14 protein-coding genes are annotated in these 15378 nt (G+C 70.1%); 5 read left to right on the top strand and 9 right to left on the bottom strand.

All coding sequences use genetic code 11. The features are described from left to right. Positions 1-87: 87 nt before the first annotated feature. A complete protein-coding gene (locus KGQ19_RS41435) occupies positions 88-858 on the top strand; it encodes a putative hydro-lyase (protein WP_212019776.1) in 771 nt (256 codons plus the stop codon). Here the strand turns inward: KGQ19_RS41435 and KGQ19_RS41430 are convergent. Together KGQ19_RS41430 and KGQ19_RS41425 are read right to left on the bottom strand one after the other, a co-directional pair. Then, positions 842-1216, bottom strand: a complete 375-nt coding sequence (locus KGQ19_RS41430; protein ID WP_230420248.1) for a VOC family protein — start codon at positions 1214-1216, stop codon at positions 842-844. The genes KGQ19_RS41435 and KGQ19_RS41430 overlap by 17 nt on opposite strands. Further along, entirely contained in the window at positions 1216-2703 is a 1488-nt protein-coding gene (locus tag KGQ19_RS41425) for an MFS transporter (protein ID WP_212019774.1), read from the bottom strand. Before KGQ19_RS41425 ends, KGQ19_RS41430 begins: the two co-directional genes overlap by 1 nt. 101 nt (positions 2704-2804) lie before the next feature. On the opposite strand from KGQ19_RS41425, the gene KGQ19_RS41420 reads away from it, so the two are divergent. Continuing rightward, a complete protein-coding gene (locus KGQ19_RS41420) occupies positions 2805-3440 on the top strand; it encodes a TetR/AcrR family transcriptional regulator (RefSeq protein ID WP_212019772.1) in 636 nt (211 codons plus the stop codon). Positions 3441-3585: 145 nt separating this feature from the next. On the opposite strand, the gene KGQ19_RS41415 is transcribed toward KGQ19_RS41420, so the two are convergent. Both KGQ19_RS41415 and KGQ19_RS41410 read right to left on the bottom strand, forming a co-directional pair. Continuing rightward, entirely contained in the window at positions 3586-4578 is a 993-nt protein-coding gene (locus KGQ19_RS41415) for an endo-beta-N-acetylglucosaminidase H (protein WP_212019770.1), read from the bottom strand. Between the two features lie 377 nt (positions 4579-4955). Then, positions 4956-5417 (bottom strand): DUF1003 domain-containing protein, encoded by a 462-nt coding sequence (locus KGQ19_RS41410; protein ID WP_212019768.1) that lies wholly within the window; start codon positions 5415-5417, stop codon positions 4956-4958. 125 nt (positions 5418-5542) lie between these two features. On the opposite strand from KGQ19_RS41410, the gene KGQ19_RS41405 reads away from it, so the two are divergent. Beyond that, on the top strand, positions 5543-6346 hold the full coding sequence (locus KGQ19_RS41405; RefSeq protein WP_212019766.1) for an SPFH domain-containing protein: 804 nt from the start codon (positions 5543-5545) through the stop codon (positions 6344-6346). Positions 6347-6438: 92 nt separating this feature from the next. Here the strand turns inward: KGQ19_RS41405 and KGQ19_RS41400 are convergent, their stop codons facing one another. Beyond that, positions 6439-6975, bottom strand: a complete 537-nt coding sequence (locus KGQ19_RS41400) for a hypothetical protein (RefSeq protein ID WP_212019764.1) — start codon at positions 6973-6975, stop codon at positions 6439-6441. A 251-nt stretch (positions 6976-7226) separates the two neighbouring features. Between KGQ19_RS41400 and KGQ19_RS41395 the strand changes: the two genes are divergently transcribed. Both KGQ19_RS41395 and KGQ19_RS41390 read left to right on the top strand, forming a co-directional pair. Then, positions 7227-9320, top strand: a complete 2094-nt coding sequence (locus KGQ19_RS41395; RefSeq protein WP_212019762.1) for a TPM domain-containing protein — start codon at positions 7227-7229, stop codon at positions 9318-9320. 41 nt (positions 9321-9361) lie between these two features. Beyond that, on the top strand, positions 9362-10072 hold the full coding sequence (locus tag KGQ19_RS41390) for a PspA/IM30 family protein (protein ID WP_212019760.1): 711 nt from the start codon (positions 9362-9364) through the stop codon (positions 10070-10072). Positions 10073-10245: 173 nt separating this feature from the next. On the opposite strand, the gene KGQ19_RS41385 is transcribed toward KGQ19_RS41390, so the two are convergent. From KGQ19_RS41385 to KGQ19_RS41370, 4 genes are all read right to left on the bottom strand, one after another. Then, positions 10246-12000 carry a glycoside hydrolase family 35 protein gene (locus KGQ19_RS41385; protein ID WP_212019758.1) on the bottom strand — a complete coding sequence of 585 codons (1755 nt, stop codon included), beginning with the start codon at positions 11998-12000 and terminating at the stop codon, positions 10246-10248. A gap of 100 nt (positions 12001-12100) precedes the next feature. Beyond that, positions 12101-13465, bottom strand: coding sequence for an ABC transporter substrate-binding protein (locus KGQ19_RS41380; RefSeq protein ID WP_212019756.1), 1365 nt, complete (start codon positions 13463-13465; stop codon positions 12101-12103). 53 nt (positions 13466-13518) lie between these two features. Further along, on the bottom strand, positions 13519-14457 hold the full coding sequence (locus KGQ19_RS41375; RefSeq protein ID WP_413563162.1) for a carbohydrate ABC transporter permease: 939 nt from the start codon (positions 14455-14457) through the stop codon (positions 13519-13521). Between the two features lie 18 nt (positions 14458-14475). Beyond that, positions 14476-15375 carry a carbohydrate ABC transporter permease gene (locus KGQ19_RS41370; RefSeq protein WP_230420249.1) on the bottom strand — a complete coding sequence of 300 codons (900 nt, stop codon included), beginning with the start codon at positions 15373-15375 and terminating at the stop codon, positions 14476-14478. Positions 15376-15378: the final 3 nt, after the last annotated feature.

The following is a 15378-nucleotide window of genomic DNA, read 5'->3' as shown; positions in this document are numbered from 1 at the left end:
CCTGTTCCCCCGGCGCCCCGCCCCCTCGCCGCCATGCCGTCATGCCCTCATGTTGTCGAGCCGCCGCGATCGGCTTACCGTGCGGTTATGCCCGAAACAGCAGCAGAGCTCCGGGCCAGGTTCCGCACCGGGGTCAGCGAGCCCACCTCAGGGCTGGCCCCCGGCTTCCGGCAGGCCAACCTGCTGGTCGTGCCCGCCGACTGGGCCTACGACGTGCTGCTGTTCATCCACCGCAACCCCGAGGCGTGCCCGGTGCTCGACGTCACCGACACCGGCTCCCGGCACACGCCGCTGGCTGAGGGCGCCGATCTGCGCACCGATCTGCCGCGCTACCGCGTGTGGCGCGACGGCCGGCTGGTCGACGAGCCCACGGACGTCGCGGACGTGTGGCGCGAGGACTCGGTGAGCTTCCTCACCGGATGCAGCTTCACCTTCGACAGTGCCCTGACTCAGGCTGGGCTGCCCTGGCGGTATCCGGGCCGTAACGTGGCGATGTACAAGACGAACCGCGATGCCCGCCCGGCGGGCCGGATGCACGGGCCGCTGGTGGTCTCGATGCGTCCGGTGCCGGCCGAACTCGTCGGGACCGCCGGGCGGATCACGGCCCTGATGCCGGCCTCACACGGTGCCCCGGTGCAGATCGGTTCGCCGCGCGCGCTCGGCATCCGGGACCTGGCCCGGCCCGACTTCGGCGATCCGGCCGAAGCCGAGCCCGGCGACGTGCCGGTGTTCTGGGCCTGCGGGGTGACGCTTCAGGCGGCGCTGGTGGCCACCCGGCCGCCGTTCGCCATCACCCACGCGCCCGGACACATGTTCCTCACCGACGTCCGCGAACCGAACGTCACGGTACCCGGGTGAGGATCTCCATCGCGTGGCCGTCGGGGTCGTCGAAGTAGACCCCGCGCCCGCCCCACCGGTGGTTGATCTGGCCGTGTCCGTCGCCGCCGGGCTCGGCGTAGTAGTCCAGGCCCAGCTGCTCGATGCGGGCGAACGCGGCGTCGAAGTCCGCGTCGTCGACGAGGAAGGCGTAGTGCTGGGGTTGCGGTTGCGGCTCGGTGACGGTCATGTAGTCCAGGGTCACGCCGTTGGCGACGGTCACCGGTACGAAGTGCCCGACGTCCGCCCCCACCGGCACGCCGAGGACCCCGGCGAGGAACGCCGCCGAAGCGTGGCTGTCACGGGCCCGGACGATGGTGTGGTTCAGCTGGATGGTCATCAGATCTCCTTCGTTGTGGTTGCGATTGTGGTTGTAGTTGCGGTTGCGGTTGCGGTTGCGGTTCGTAGGAGCAGGAACAGTCCTGCTGCCATGAGCGCCAGCAGCGCGGCGGCCCAACCGGTCGCCGTGGCGTACCCGTGGACGAGCGCCGCCTGGTGGCCGGACGCGGAGGACGGGTGCGAGACGAGATACGCGGCCGTAGCGCTGACCGCGAGCGAGTTCAGCACCGCGGTGCCGACCGAACTGCCGACCTGGGTGGCGGCGTTGGCGACCGCGGAGGTTATACCCGCGTCCCGTTGTGTCACCCCGCGGATCGCGAGCTGGAACGCCGGCGGGAACAGCATCCCCATACCGGTGCCGACCAGGATCTCGGCCGGCAGGATCGGCACCAGGTAGCCGCTGGCCGGGGTCAGCCGGGTCATCAGGAACAGCCCGGCGGCGGCCACCAGCAATCCGCCGGCGATCAGGTATCGGGGGGCGACGCGCAGCGTCAGCCGGTTCCCGAGCTGGTAGCCGCTGACCGCGTTGGCCAGCGCCATCGGCAGCACGGCGGCGCCGGCGCGCGCCGGTGAGTAGTGCAGCACCTCTTGCAGGTGGTACGTCAGCAGCAGGAACATCCCGAACGCCCCGATGACCGCGGTGCCGACCGCGAGGCAGGCGCCGACGCGCTGGCGGTCGGCGATGATCCGTAGCGGCAGCATGGGATCCGGCGCTTGTGTCTGCCTCCAGGCGAAGATCCCGAGGAGCAGGACGCCGCCGATCAGGGCACTGAGAACGACCGGCGACGCCCAGCCGTCCCGGGCCGCCTGGCCGCAGCCCAGCACCACGGCCGCGAGGCCGCCGGTGGCCAGCACGGCCGAGCCCGGGTCCAGTCCGCCCCGCGCGGAACCCGGCTGGTCCGGCAGCACCGCCCGGCCCGCCGCGAGCACGACGCCGGCCAGCACGACGTTGACGAACAGGCACCAGCGCCATCCCAGGTACTCAGTGATGACGCCGCCCAGCAGCAGTCCGGCCGCCGCACCGCTGCTGGCCACGGCTCCGTAGACGGCGAACGCCCGAGCCCGCTCGCGCGGCCCGGTGAACGTCACCGCCAGCAGGGACAGCACGCTCGGTGTGATCAGTGCGGCGAACGCGCCTTGCAGGGCCCGGCCGGCGGCGAGCACCGGCAGGCTCGGAGCCAGCCCGGCCAGCAACGAGGACAGCCCGAATCCGGCGAGCCCGAGCTGGAAGCTCCGGCGCCGGCCGAACAGGTCCGCGACCCGGCCGCCGAACAGCAGCAGGCCGGCGAAGCACACGGTGTAGGCGGTGACCACCCACTGCCGCTGGGCGTCGCCGAAGCCGAGCGCGTGCTGGGCCGAGGGCAGCGCGATGTTCACGATCGTGGCGTCCAGGGCGGTCATGAGCTGCGCGGACGCGATGACCGCGAGGATCATCCGGCTCCGGTCCAGGCCTGCGGGCGCCGCCTGCGGCGCCGTCATGTCGGTCATCCCCCACACCTCCGGTAAACGAAGGGGTTCCCTCCGATACTAAGCGAAGGGGCCCCCTCCGTCTACTGATAGGCTGGCGACCAGAGGCGGAAGGGGTCCACATGCGCGCCGACGCACGCCGCAATCGAGAGCGGCTGCTGGACGCGGCCCGGGACGTGTTCGTGGAACGCGGCCCGGACGCGTCGCTGGAGGAGATCGCCCGCCGGTCCGACGTGGGCATCGCCACGCTCTACCGGCACTTCGTCGATCGCAACACCCTGATGCACACGGTGGTGCTGCACGCGCTGACCTCGACCGCCGAGGCTGCCGAACGAGCGCGACGGGAGCACGCCGATCCGCTGGAGGCGCTGGCCGCGTACATCCACGCGGTCATCGATCTGCGCACCTCGGCGGTGATCCCGGCGCTGCTGGGGGCGATCGATCTGGACGAGCCACAGATCAGGCAGGCGCGGACCACGTCCGCGCGGCTCGTCGAGGAACTGCTGGAAACGGCGCAGCGGAGCGGTCGGCTGCGGGCGGACACGGCGTTCGCCGACATCGGGCTGGTGCTGGTGCGGTGCTCGCAGAAGCTGCCGGGGCCGTTCACCGAGGACGCTCAGCAGGTCCTGGCGCACCGGCACGCCGATCTGCTCATCGCCGGCCTGACGGCGGGCCCGGCGCAGCGGCCGTTGAGCGGGCCGGCCATGGATCTGGCCGAGTTGCGGAAGATGCTGCCGCAGAACGTGGACGCGTCCTGAGAAAGGGCGCGAAGGGTCACGCAAAGGCACGCCCTGAGAAAGAGTACGTGTCCTGAGAAAACCGCGGTGCGGGCTCCCGCTCAGGAGGGAACCCGCACCGCGGTTTTCGATTGGCTCTTAGCTACTTGGCCTAACTACTTGGCTCTTAGCCGCTGTATACGGCGTTACTGCCGTAGAGCACGTTGGTGAAGCTCGATATGTAGTCGTGGATGTCTGAGGCACCCAGGTTGTACGTCATGAAGACGCCGTAGCCGCCATCCACCGTCTGCTGCGCCAGGCTGGCCGCGTCACTGGACGGGGTGGAGGTGACGTCGATCGCGGCCGGCGAGAGCTGGCTGTTCGGCAGGTTGATGCTCGGCACGTTCCAGGAGTCGTAGTACGGGTTCCACGCGTAGTTGAACAGCGGGCCGACGTCGGTGCCGTTGTAGGTCAGGCTGGAGGCCGACGGGCCGATGTCGTACATCGTGATCAGCTTGTTCGGCATGTCGTTGCGCAGCGCCTGCACCAGGTAGACGAAGGAGCTGGCGTTGGGCTGGCCGGTGCCGTTGGTGCCGTAGTCGGCGTACTCGTCGTCGAAGTCGATGCCGTCCAGGCCGTACTGCGTGACGGCGTTGGACAGCTGCTGGGCGAACGCCGCGGCGGCCGACTGGGACGGGAAGTTGGCGAAGCCGGCCCCCTGGTGGTTGCCCAGGATCGACAGCTCGACCTTGATGCCCTGCGCCTGCAACGGCCGGATCTGGGTCGCGGCGTTGTCCAGGACGCTCTGCACCTGCGGGTTGAAGTACAGCTGGGCGTTGGTGCCGTCGTAGTTGATGTTGGCGGCGAAGATGACGGCGATGTCGAAGACGTTGGCCCCGCCGTTGGCGAGCGTGTACTTGCCCACGTTCAACATGCTGTTGTTGTTGACCTCCACGTACGCCACGGAGACCGGGCCGCTCTTCGTGGCCGCCGCCTTGGCCGACCCCTTGGCCGACCCCTTGGCCGGGGCCTTGGCCGTAACCTCGGCCGCCGCCGAGGCCCGCGACTGGCCGTGCGCCGAGGTCGCCGGCGCCGCCTGCGCGACGCCCGCCACACCGGCGAACGCCAGCGTCAGCCCGCCGGCGAGCAGAATCTTCCACCTCGAACTGGATCCGCGCATCGTCGTTGGATCTCCCTTACTGGATGAGGGTGACAGGTGAGCGCTCGGTAGATAAACCGATTCAGTGAGGTGAATATGCTCTCGCGTCGGGACCGTGTCAAGACCCGGGTATTACTTGCTGTGGCATGTGATCATGTGTCGGAATTCTGCCGCCGAGCCCCTCACCGCCCGCTTCTGAAGCGTTTTAGAAGGGCCGCGGATCCGCGGGTCAGGAACGGGGACCCAGGAGCCGGTCGAGGTGGTAGTCCAGGACGCGCTCGGCGGCCTGCGGGGCGCGATGGCCGAGGGCGGTGTCCACTCCGGGGCCGGCGGCTAGTGACCAACAGATGTCCGCCTCGATACCAGGCTCCGCGCACGTGGGCCGACCCCTGGCTTCGTCAGCTCACGGACACCGACTCGGTATCGCACGTGCTCATGTGCTCCACTATGTGCCGGATCGCCAGATCCTGGGCCCGCAGGTGGACCTGCAGGCGCTCGCAGGCGTGCAGCACCGCTTCGGCGTCGCGGAACGTCATCTCGGCACGGCGGTCCGCGGCCTGGCCGATCACCTGCTGGCCGACCATGATGACGAACATCAGCAGCAGCTGGGTCAGGCTGGACAGGAACAGCAGGAAGGCGAACGGGTACGGGTCGAAGCTCAGGACGCCGGCCTGCGCCAGGCCGATCCAGCCGAGCTGGAAGACCGTGGCGATGTAGAACGCTGTCATGGTGCCGCAGCGGTGGGTGATCCAGACTGCCAGGCGTCCGTTGAACCCGATGTACTCCTGCCCGGTGTGGGCGTGGCCGCGATGGCGCCGGTGGTGGACATGCGGGTGCCGCAGCGCGGTGTACAGGCTCATGGATCACGAAAATATCCGACGCGGCAGACGGCTCGGCCTCCTCATACCGCCGTTCGCGAGGCGGGCTAGAGTGAATCGTTCGACCAGGACGGGGAGTCCTGCGCGGCCATAGGGGAGGACGTGCTGTGGAGTCGGTAGAGAAGCAAGCGTGGCGGACGTCGGGGATCAGGGGGCTGCTGCTGGCGCTGGTGTGTCTGGTGATCCCGCCGTTGGGGCTGTTCCTGTTCCGCACACTGGTCATCGTGCGGCCGAACGAGGCGGTCGTGCTGACCCGGCTGGGCAAGTATTCCGGGACGGTGCGCGAGCCCGGCTGGTACACGGTCAACCCGCTGGCGTACAAGAACCGGGTCTCGCTGAAGATCCGGACGAATGACAGCGAGTACCAGAAGGTCAACGACATGGACGGGAATCCCGTCGAGGTCTCGGCGATGGTGGTGTGGCGGGTGGAGGACACGGCCAAGGCGGTGTTCGACGTCCTGGACTACGACGACTTCGTCGGGTTGCAGACCCAGGCCGCGCTGCACCACACGGCCAGCCGCTTCCCGTACGACAGCCACGGCCAGGAACGGCTCTCGCTCAGCGGCGACCCCGGTGCGGTGGCCGAGGCGCTGCGTACCGAGCTGGGCGAGCGGCTGGCGCCGGCCGGGATCGTGGTGACCGACGTGCGGCTGCGCCGGATCGCCTACGCGCCCGAAGTGGCCGGCAACATGCTGCGCCGGCAGCAGGCCAGCGCGGTGGTCGGGGCGCGCGCGAAGATCGTGGAAGGCGCGCTCGGCATGATCGACTCGGCGCTGAGCCATATCGGGGAGAGCGGCCGGGTGGTGTTGGACGACGACCACAAGGCGCGGCTGGTCTCGAACCTGCTGGTGGTGCTGTGCAGTGAGCAGCATGTGCAGCCGGTGCTGAACACCGGGCCCGGGGCGGAATAGGGCACAGCGACAGCCCGCGAAACCTCGCGTAACGCTACGAAACGACGCGGACTGACCGGCGAGCGCCGATCAGTCCGCGATCACCTCCGGCCTCAGCCCTTCGGGAAGTGGAACACCGCGGAGGGAATCAGGCCCCTGTCGTCCGGCGGCGGGGTGCTGCCCTGCGGGTACGCGGCGAAGTTCACGTCCACCGGGTTGATGTCGCTGTCGGTACCGGCGCCCACGACCGCGTCGAGGTCGTCGGTCAGATCCGAGTAGACGGCCACCGGCTCGTCCGTGCGGTTGTCGACGTTGGCCGCGGTCATGCCCATCACCTGGAAGTCGGTGCCGATCGGCAGGCCGTCGCCGCTGATCACGTCGCAGCCGGTGCCGGTGCGGCCGGCGCCGGTGTACAGCGCGACGTTGCCGATGTTCACCAGGCTCAGTGCCATCGCCATCGCGGCGACGTCCGCGGCCGGGCCGCAGGCGGCGTCGTAGCCGTTGCTCTGCTGCACCGGCAGGTGCTGGGAGCCCTGCGAGTGCTGGGAGCGCACTGCGGCCGAGGCGCCGGCGGCCGGGACGGCGAGCAGGCCGGTGGTCGCCAGGGCGAGGGCGGTCGCGAGTCGGGTGCGGGGGCGGAGATGGCGCATGGAGTGAGGCTTTCGCTCGATCCGACGGAGCGCTCAGCCTGGCAACGGGCCGCCGCGAAGATCAAGTCTGGTTGCTCCGTTCGGGGCCGGATTGCTCCGAACGGGTTCGGCCCGGCGCGCGCCGCGGTGCGTGACCGGTCGGCCTACTCCGGTCGCGGGCCGCCGGAGGCGCTGCCTACCGTCGATCGACGGAACGGCGGACGGCGAACGGCGAACGACCGGCGCACCACAAGGACCACGGGGAGACCGGCATGGCGACGGCGACACGGCTGCGGGTGCTCGCCTGCCGTTCGGCGGCGTTGGTGCTGCTGGCCGGTGCCGCCATCGGATGGGCGCCGCCGGCGGGCACCGCGGCCGTCATCAGCACCGACTCCATCGGCACCGACGCCCCCGTCCAGCTCGACCGGGTCGGCCAGATCACCGACAAGGTCGGCGCGCTCGGCGACCGGCGGGACCAGGTCACGACGGCGCTGAACCAGCTCGACGCGCAGCACGGCGTCCAGCTGTTCGTGGTCTACGTCCGCGACTTCTCGGGCAAGGCGCCCGTCGACTGGGCCAACGAGACGGCGACCAAGAACGGCCTTGGTCTCCACGATGTCCTGCTCGCGGTCGCCACCCATGCGCGCCAGTACGGCTACTCCACGGACACCGATTCCGGCGTGAGCCCCGCGCAGCTGGCGTCGGTCGCCGGGACCGCGATCGAGCCCGCGCTGCGGCAGAACGACTGGGCCGGCGCGGCGATCGGGGCGGCCGACGGCATCGGCGCGGTGGTGACCGGCCGGCCGGTGCCGGCGGTCGCGATCACGCCGGGCCATCCCGATCCCGGCGCTTCGTCGTCCTCAGACAGCGGCGCTTGGGTCGCGGGCACGGTGGTGGTCGTCGGCGCCGGTGCGGTGGGCCTGTTCGCGTACTCCCGGTCGCGGCGGCGTCAGGCGGCCTCGGGCACCGGCTCGGGGCCCGGCCGCACGGTGAACCAGGTCCCGCTCAAGGACCTGGACGCGTCCGCCAAGCACGCGCTGGTCGCGACCGACGACGCGGTGCGCACCAGCGAGGAGGAACTCGGGTTCGCCAGCGCGGAGTTCGGCGACGAGGCGGCGGCGCCGTTCGCCGCGGCGCTGGCCGAGGCCAAGGACGAGCTGACGGCCGCGTTCCGGGTCCGGCAGGCGCTGGACGACGAGATCCCGGAGGACGAGCCCGCGCAGCGCCGGATGCTCGCCGAGATCATCGAACGCTGCCAGCGGGCCAACGGCCGGCTGGACGCCGAGGCCAAGGCGTTCGACCGGCTACGGGCGCTGGTCGAGCACGCGCCGACCGCGCTGGCCGCCGCGACTCAGGCCGCCGCCGCCCAGGCGGCGCGCGTCACCGCCGCGACGGCGCTGCTCCAGCGGCTGCGCGCCGACTTCGCCGACTCGGCCGCCGCCCCGATCGCCGAGCACCCGCAGCAGATCGCCGACCGGCTGGCGTTCGCCGGCGACAGCCTGGACGGGGCGCGGGCGGCGCTGGACGGCGGGGACCGGCGGCGCTCGGCGGTGCTGATCCGGGGCGCCGAGGCGGGGATCGATCAGGCCGGACAGCTGCTGGACGCGATCGACCGGCGCTCGGCCGAACTGGACTCGGCCGCCGCGAAGCTCCCGGCGGCGCTGGCCGAGATGGACTCCGATCTGGCCGACGCGCACGGCCTGTCCGCGTCCCAAGGTGCCGCCGCGACGTCAGCGGACTTGGCGGGGCGCGCCGCGCGTGCGCGACAGGTGGTGGCGACGCTGCGGCAGGAGATGTCCGGGCGCTACGACCCGCTCGACGCGCTGCGGCGGGCCGAGGAGGCGGACGCGCTGTTGGACGAGGCGCTGGACGCGGTGCGCGAGCGGGAGCAGAACGACCGGCGGGCCCGGAGTCTGCTGGAGCAGGCGACGTTGACGGCGCGCAGCGAGATCGCCGCCGCCGAGGACTTCATCGCCACCCGGCGCGGCGCCGTCGGCAGCCAGGCTCGGACCCGGCTGGCCGAGGCGAAGCGGCTGTTGCAGCAGTCGGCGGCGGCCGCGGGCGGCGATCCGTCGCAGGCCCTGGCGCTGGCGCAGCAGGCTGACGGCCGGGCCCGGCAGGCGATGGCCGCCGCGCAGGGCGACGCCGACAGCTACCGCTCCCCCTACGGCGGCCAGTCCGGGTCGATGGGCGGCGCCGTCCTGGGCGGCATCATCCTCGGCGACCTGCTGGGCGGCGGACGCGGGCGGGGCGGCGGACGCGGCGGCGGCTGGCCCTCCGGCGGCGGCGGCTTCGGCGGCGCCGGACCCGGCAGTTTCGGCGGCGGCGGCACCCGAGGACGTCTCGGGGGCGGCGGCAGGTTCTGATGCGGCAGGTTCTGATCCAGCGACGAGGAAAGGGCACGACGATGACCAAGCAGACCATCCTGGGCCGGGTGAAGCAGCTGGCGAAGGCGAACATCAACGCCCTGCTGGACTCGGCCGAGGACCCGGGCAAGATGCTCGACCAGCTGATCCGCGACTACACCGACAACATCTCCGAGGCCGAACAGGCGGTCGCCACCACCATCGGCAACCTGCGCCTGATGGAGGCGGACAACGCCGAGGACGTGAAGTCCGCCAAGGAATGGGGCGACAAGGCGCTGGCCGCCAGCCAGCGCGCGGACACCCTGCGCACCTCCGGCGACACCACCGAGGCCGACCGTTTCGACAACCTGGCCAAGGTGGCCCTGGAACGCCAGCTCGGCGCCGAACGCCAGGTGAGCGCCGCCGCCCCGACCATCAAGGGCCAGCAGGAAGTGGTCGAGCAGCTGAAGACCGGCCTGAACAGCATGAAGGAGAAGCTGGGCCAGCTGCGGACCAAGCGCGACGAACTGGTCGCCCGCTCCAAGTCGGCCCAGGCCCAGTCGCACGTCAACGACGCCCTGAAGAGCATCGACATCATGGACCCCTCCAGCGAGGTCAGCCGCTTCGAGGAGAAGGTGCGCCGCGAGGAGGCGAAGGTGAAGGGGCAGCAGGAGCTGGCGGCCTCGTCGCTGGACGCGCAGTTCAACGACTTGGAGGGGCTGGCCGACCAGGCTGAGGTGGCGAAGCGGTTGGCGGCGCTGAAGGCCGGGTGAAACCGGGCGCGAGCAGTGGCGGGGCCGCCGCTCCCTCACGAGCGGCGGCCCCGCCGGCCTCACAGCTCAGCTGACTTGCATCAGCCGGCTTAGATCAGCTGCCTTATCCCGTCTGTCTGCCCTATCTCAGCCGCCTTATCTCAGTTGCCTTCAGTCGCCTTGCCTCAACTGGTTCACAACTCGGTCGGCCCCAAGTTCGGCACCGGCCGCAACTCGACCGTCATCGTGCGCGAGCCGTGCAGTTCGAGCACCACCACCTCGTTCTCGCCCTCGCGCAGCACCGGCCCCGGCACATACAGCGAGCCCTGCGGCCCCCGCGACCAGTAGCGCCCCAGGTTGAACCCGTTCACCCAGGCCACGCCCTTGGTCCAGCCGTCCAGGTGCAGGTAGGTGTCCGCCGCACGTTCCACCCGGAACACGCCCCGGTGGAAGCAGGGCCCGACCGCCGTCCCGTCGGCCGCCCCGAATTCGAGCCCTGACAGCTCGTCCAACGGCAGCGGCCGTGAGCTCCAGCCGGTCAACACCGCGTCGTCGGCGTAGACCGAGCCGATCAGTCCCTTGCGATCGGCGAGCTTCACCCCGTAGTTGACCCGCCCCTGGTTCTCGACCAGCACCCGCAGCTCGGCTCCGGCGCGCGGCACCACGAGCGACACCACGTGCTCGTGCCGTTCCCGCTCCAGCACCCCGACCGGCTGCCCGTCGACGAACACCTGCGCGCGGTCCGCTATCTGCTCGAACGCCAGCGTCACCGGTCCGGCAGCGGGCAGCCGCGCCTCGTAGAGCACGAACCCGAAGTCCTGCCCCAAGCGCTCCATCGTCAGCGGCGAATCAGCGGTCTGCGCAGTCCCCAGCGTCGCCAGGCTCGCCGGCGCGAACAGCGGCGCGCGTTCGCGCAGCTCCACCGCGACCGGCGGCAGCTTCGGCCCCGCCTCGGGGATCTCCTCCTCCGGCAGCGCCTCGTACTTGCCGATGACGGACCGGAACCGCCGGTACTTCTCGGTCACGTCCCCGGCCTCGTCCAGCGGCGCGTCATAGTCGTACGACGTGACCGTGGCCCGGTAGGCGCCCTTGTCGTTGGCACCGTTCAGGAAGCCGAAGTTGGTGCCGCCGTGGAACATGTAGAAGCTGACCGACGCCCCGGCCTGCAGGATCTCGTCCAGCGCGGCCCCGGCGTCCTCCGCGGGACGCAGCGCGTGCACGCCGCCCCACGCGTCGAACCACCCGTTCCAGAACTCCGTGCACATCAGCGGCCCGGTCGGCTGCTGCGCCCGCAGCGCGGCCAGCGACGCGGTCGCCTTGCTCCCGAAGTTCGCGGTGGCCAGCACGCCGGGCAGCGCACCGGCCGCCAGGTCCCCGGGCTGGTCGGAGGTGAATAAGGGCACGTCGATACCGCGCGACGTCAGAGCCTCATACAGCCGCTCCATATAGGCGGTGTCGGATCCGTACGCCCCGTACTCGTTCTCGACCTGCACCGCGATGATCGGCCCGCCGCGGGTTCCCAGCCGCGGCAAGACGATCGGCAGCAGCGCGTCGAGATACGCCTCGACCGCCTCCAGGAAAGCAGGGTCCGTACTCCGCAGCGCGAGGTCCGGCTCGGCGAGCAGCCATGAGGGCAGCCCGCCGCCCTCCCACTCCCCGCAGATGTAGGGCCCGGGCCGCAGGAGGACGTGCAGCCCCTCGGCCGCGGCCTGGTCCAGGAACGCCGCCAGATCGAGGATCCCGCTGAAGTCGAAGGTGCCGCGCCGCCGCTCGTGCAGGTTCCACGGCACGTAGGTGTCAATAGCGTTCAGGCCCATGAGGCGGGCCTTGCGCAGCCGGTCGGACCACTGCGCCGGATGGACTCGGAAGTAGTGCAGGCCGCCGGCGATGATCCGGAACGGCTGACCGTCGAGGGCGAAGCCGTCGTCGGTGATGTCGAGTACTGCCACGTTCGTCTTGCTCCCTGTACGTTCCCGCGCTTCTTCACGGCAGGACCCAGGTACGGCCGGGTCACCGCAAGACCCGGCCGCACGCTCGGCCCCTCAGGCGCTACTTGACGGTGAAGCCCTGGTCCTTGCCGTACTTGATCGAGGCGTCCTGCCAGGCCTTCAACCCGTCGGCCAGCGAGGAGCCGCCGATGTAGGCCTTGCCGGCCGTGTCGTTGAAGACGCTGTTGGCGTAGACCTGGAACGGCAGGTAGGACCAGCCCGGCGCGACCTCGCCGGCGCTCTGCGCGAGCACCTGGTTGATCTTCTGGTCGCCGAAGTAGGGGTCGGTCTTGTTCAGGAAGTCCGGCGAGTTCAGCTGCTTCACGGTCGCCGGGAACGCCCCGTTGTCCACGCGGGTCTGCGCGCCCTCGTCCACGGTCGCGTACTTCAGGAACGCGTACGCCAGCTTCTGGTTGGTGCTCGCCTTCATCACCGCCAGCGAGCTGCCGCCGTTCTCCGACGTCACCTTCCCGCCGGCCGTCCACTGCGGCATCGGCGCCACCCGCCACTGCCCGGAGCCGGACTTCACGCCGGACTCCAGCGAGCTGGGCATCCACGCCCCGATGGTCAGCGAGGCGATCTTGCCGGCGGCCATGCCCTGGTACCAGGCGTCGCTCCAGGAGCTGACCGGGGCCAGGTCGTGGCCGTCGATCAGCTGCTGCCAGGCGGTCGCGTACTTCTGCGTACCGGCGTCACCGGCGAAGTCCACACCGACCGTGGTGCCGCTGACCGAGTACGGCTTGCCGCCGGCCTGCCAGATCATGCTGGTGGTGAACCCGGCGTCGCCGGTGTCGTTGGTGATGTAGACGCTGGGGTCGGCGGCGTGGATCTTCTTCGCGTCGGCGATGTACTCGTCCCAGGTGGCCGGGGGCGTGGTGATGCCGAACTTGGTGAAGACGGTCTGGTTGTAGAACAGGGCCATCGGGCCGGAGTCCATCGGCAGGCCGTAGACGCCGCCGTCGGACTGCACCGAGTTCCACGGCCCCGGGGTGAAGGTGCCGTTGAGCGAAGCCGCGCCGAACTGGTCCAGGTTGACCACCGACTTGGTGAGCTCGAACTGCGGCAGCGCGTAGTACTCGATGTGCGCGACGTCCGGGACGCCCTTGCCGGCCTGCACCGCGTTCTGCAGCGCCTTGTACTCGTCGTTGCCGGTCCCGGCGTTGACCAGGCTGACGTGCACCTTCGGGTACTTGGTCTGGAAGTCCGCGACCACCTTCTTCAGCGTCGGCTCCCAGGCCCACACCGTCAGGTTCCCGCCGGCGGTCAGCGCCGCCTGCAGGTCCGCGTCGGAGACCGAGGCGGCCTGCGAGGAGCCGGACGAGGACTTGCCACCGCCGCTCGATGATGATCCGCAAGCGGTCGCGGCCAGCGCCACAGCCAGCGCGGACGCGCCCAGCAGGACGCCGCGTCGACGGGTTATCGTCATTGCTGTTCCCTTCTCTTTCCTCGAGGGGGTTCCGCGGTCGGGCCGGGGCGCCGTCAACCTTTCACGCTTCCGGCGCTCAGGCCCGACTGCCAGTACCGCTGGAGCAGCAGGAACGCCGCGATCAGCGGGATGATGGTGACCAGCGAGCCGGTGATGACGAGGTTGAACACCACGTCCCCGCCGGCGGTGTGGGCCTGGTCGTTCCAGGTGCTCAGGCCCAGCGTCAGGGGATACCAGTCCTGGTTCTTCAGCATGATCAGCGGCAGGAAGTAGTTGTTCCAGGTCGTGACCACGTTGAACAGCAGCACCGTGACGATGCCGGGACCCAGCAGCGGCAGGCTGACGGAGAAGAAGGTGCGGAACTCCCCGGCGCCGTCCATCCGCGCCGACTCCATGATCTCGGCCGGGACCGCCTCGGCGCTGAACGTCCACATCAGGTACAGACCGAACGGCGAGATCAGCGACGGGATGATGATCGCCCACGGGGTGTCGGTGAGCCCCATCTTGGAGAACATCAGGAAGGTCGGGACGGCCAGCGCCGTGGCCGGCACCGCGACCGCGCCGATCACCGTGGCGAACACGGCCTTCTTGCCGACGAAGTCGAACTTCGCCAGGCCGTAGCCGGCCAGCGTGGCCAGCAACGTCGCGCCGCCGGCCCCGACCACGACGTACAGCAGGGTGTTGAGCAGCCACCGGGCGAAGATGTGGTGCTCGTAGCTGAACGTGTCGCCGAGGTTGGAGAAGAAGCCGAAACCCTTGAACCACAAACCGAACGAGTTGAACAGGTTCTGCTGGCTCTTGGTCGCGTTGATCGCCAGCCAGGCCAGCGGCAACAGGCTGTAGAGCAGCATCACCGTGCACAGGACGGTCAGCGTGAGGCTCTTGCGGCGCTTGAGCGGCGCGCGCCGGGCCTTGGCCCGGATCGGCGGCGTGGAGTTGCGGGGCCGGCCGGGCCGGACAGGCTGCGCGGTCTTCAAAGGCCCCGTCTTCAAAGGCTCCGTCGTCACGGCTCAGACCGCCTTTCGCATGCCGCGCAGCTGGACGGCGTAGGCGATGATCATCGTGACCACGCCCATGATGATGGCGACCGTCGCGGAGTAGTTGAACTGCTGGCCGTCGAAGGACAGCGAGTAGGCGTAGTAGTTCGGGGTGTAGAACGTGGTGATCGCGTTCGGCGCCAGGTGCTTGAGGATGCTGGGCTCGTTGAACAGCTGGAAGCTGCCGATGATCGAGAAGATGGTGGCGATCACCAGGGCCGGACGCAGCGCCGGGAGCTTGATGGACCAGATGATGCGGAACTGGCCGGCGCCCTCGATGGCCGCCGCCTCGTACAGCGAGGGGTTCACCACCCGCAGCGCCGAGTACAGGATCAGCATGTTGTAGCCGACCCACTCCCAGGTCACGATGTTGCCGATGGAGGCCAGGATCAGGTGCGGGGACAGCGGATCGGGCAGCGTGACGCCGAAGTGCTTGTCGATGTCGCGCACCAGGCCGAACTGGGTCCCGTACATGAAGCTCCACATCAAGGTGGCGACGACGGCGGGGACCGCGTAGGGCATGAACACCGATATTCGGAAGAACGCCGCTCCGTAGAGCCGGCCGCTGTCGATGGCCAAGGCCAGAAACAGCGCCAGCCCGAGCATGATCGGGACCTGGACGACCAGGAACAACGCGACGCGGGAGAAGGACGTCCAGAACTGCGAGTCCTGGAAGGCGTCGGAGTAGTTCTGCAGGCCGACGAAATGCGTGCCGCCGATCAGCTGGGTCTTGTACAGGCTCAGGTAGATCGAGTAGCCGATCGGGGCGAGGAAGACCAGCGCGAACAGGGCCATGAAGGGGCTGACGAACTTCCAGCCGGCCAGGGATCCGCGCCGCCGTCCCGCGCGACGGCGGGGGCGGGCGAGGTCCAGGGG

This window comes from Catenulispora pinistramenti (genome assembly GCF_018274385.1).
In the GTDB taxonomy this organism is placed as follows: domain Bacteria; phylum Actinomycetota; class Actinomycetes; order Streptomycetales; family Catenulisporaceae; genus Catenulispora; species Catenulispora pinistramenti.
Note: the sequence above shows the minus strand (reverse complement) of the source record. Positions and strands in the feature narration are given on the sequence as shown.

Coding starts and splice junctions, on each gene's coding strand:
- KGQ19_RS41435 (WP_212019776.1), top strand. CDS start 88: ATGCCCGAAACAGCAGCAGAGCTCCGGGCCAGGTTCCGCACCGGGGTC.
- KGQ19_RS41430 (WP_230420248.1), bottom strand. CDS start 1,216: ATGACCATCCAGCTGAACCACACCATCGTCCGGGCCCGTGACAGCCAC.
- KGQ19_RS41425 (WP_212019774.1), bottom strand. CDS start 2,703: ATGACCGACATGACGGCGCCGCAGGCGGCGCCCGCAGGCCTGGACCGG.
- KGQ19_RS41420 (WP_212019772.1), top strand. CDS start 2,805: ATGCGCGCCGACGCACGCCGCAATCGAGAGCGGCTGCTGGACGCGGCC.
- KGQ19_RS41415 (WP_212019770.1), bottom strand. CDS start 4,578: ATGCGCGGATCCAGTTCGAGGTGGAAGATTCTGCTCGCCGGCGGGCTG.
- KGQ19_RS41410 (WP_212019768.1), bottom strand. CDS start 5,417: ATGAGCCTGTACACCGCGCTGCGGCACCCGCATGTCCACCACCGGCGC.
- KGQ19_RS41400 (WP_212019764.1), bottom strand. CDS start 6,975: ATGCGCCATCTCCGCCCCCGCACCCGACTCGCGACCGCCCTCGCCCTG.
- KGQ19_RS41395 (WP_212019762.1), top strand. CDS start 7,227: ATGGCGACGGCGACACGGCTGCGGGTGCTCGCCTGCCGTTCGGCGGCG.
- KGQ19_RS41390 (WP_212019760.1), top strand. CDS start 9,362: ATGACCAAGCAGACCATCCTGGGCCGGGTGAAGCAGCTGGCGAAGGCG.
- KGQ19_RS41380 (WP_212019756.1), bottom strand. CDS start 13,465: ATGACGATAACCCGTCGACGCGGCGTCCTGCTGGGCGCGTCCGCGCTG.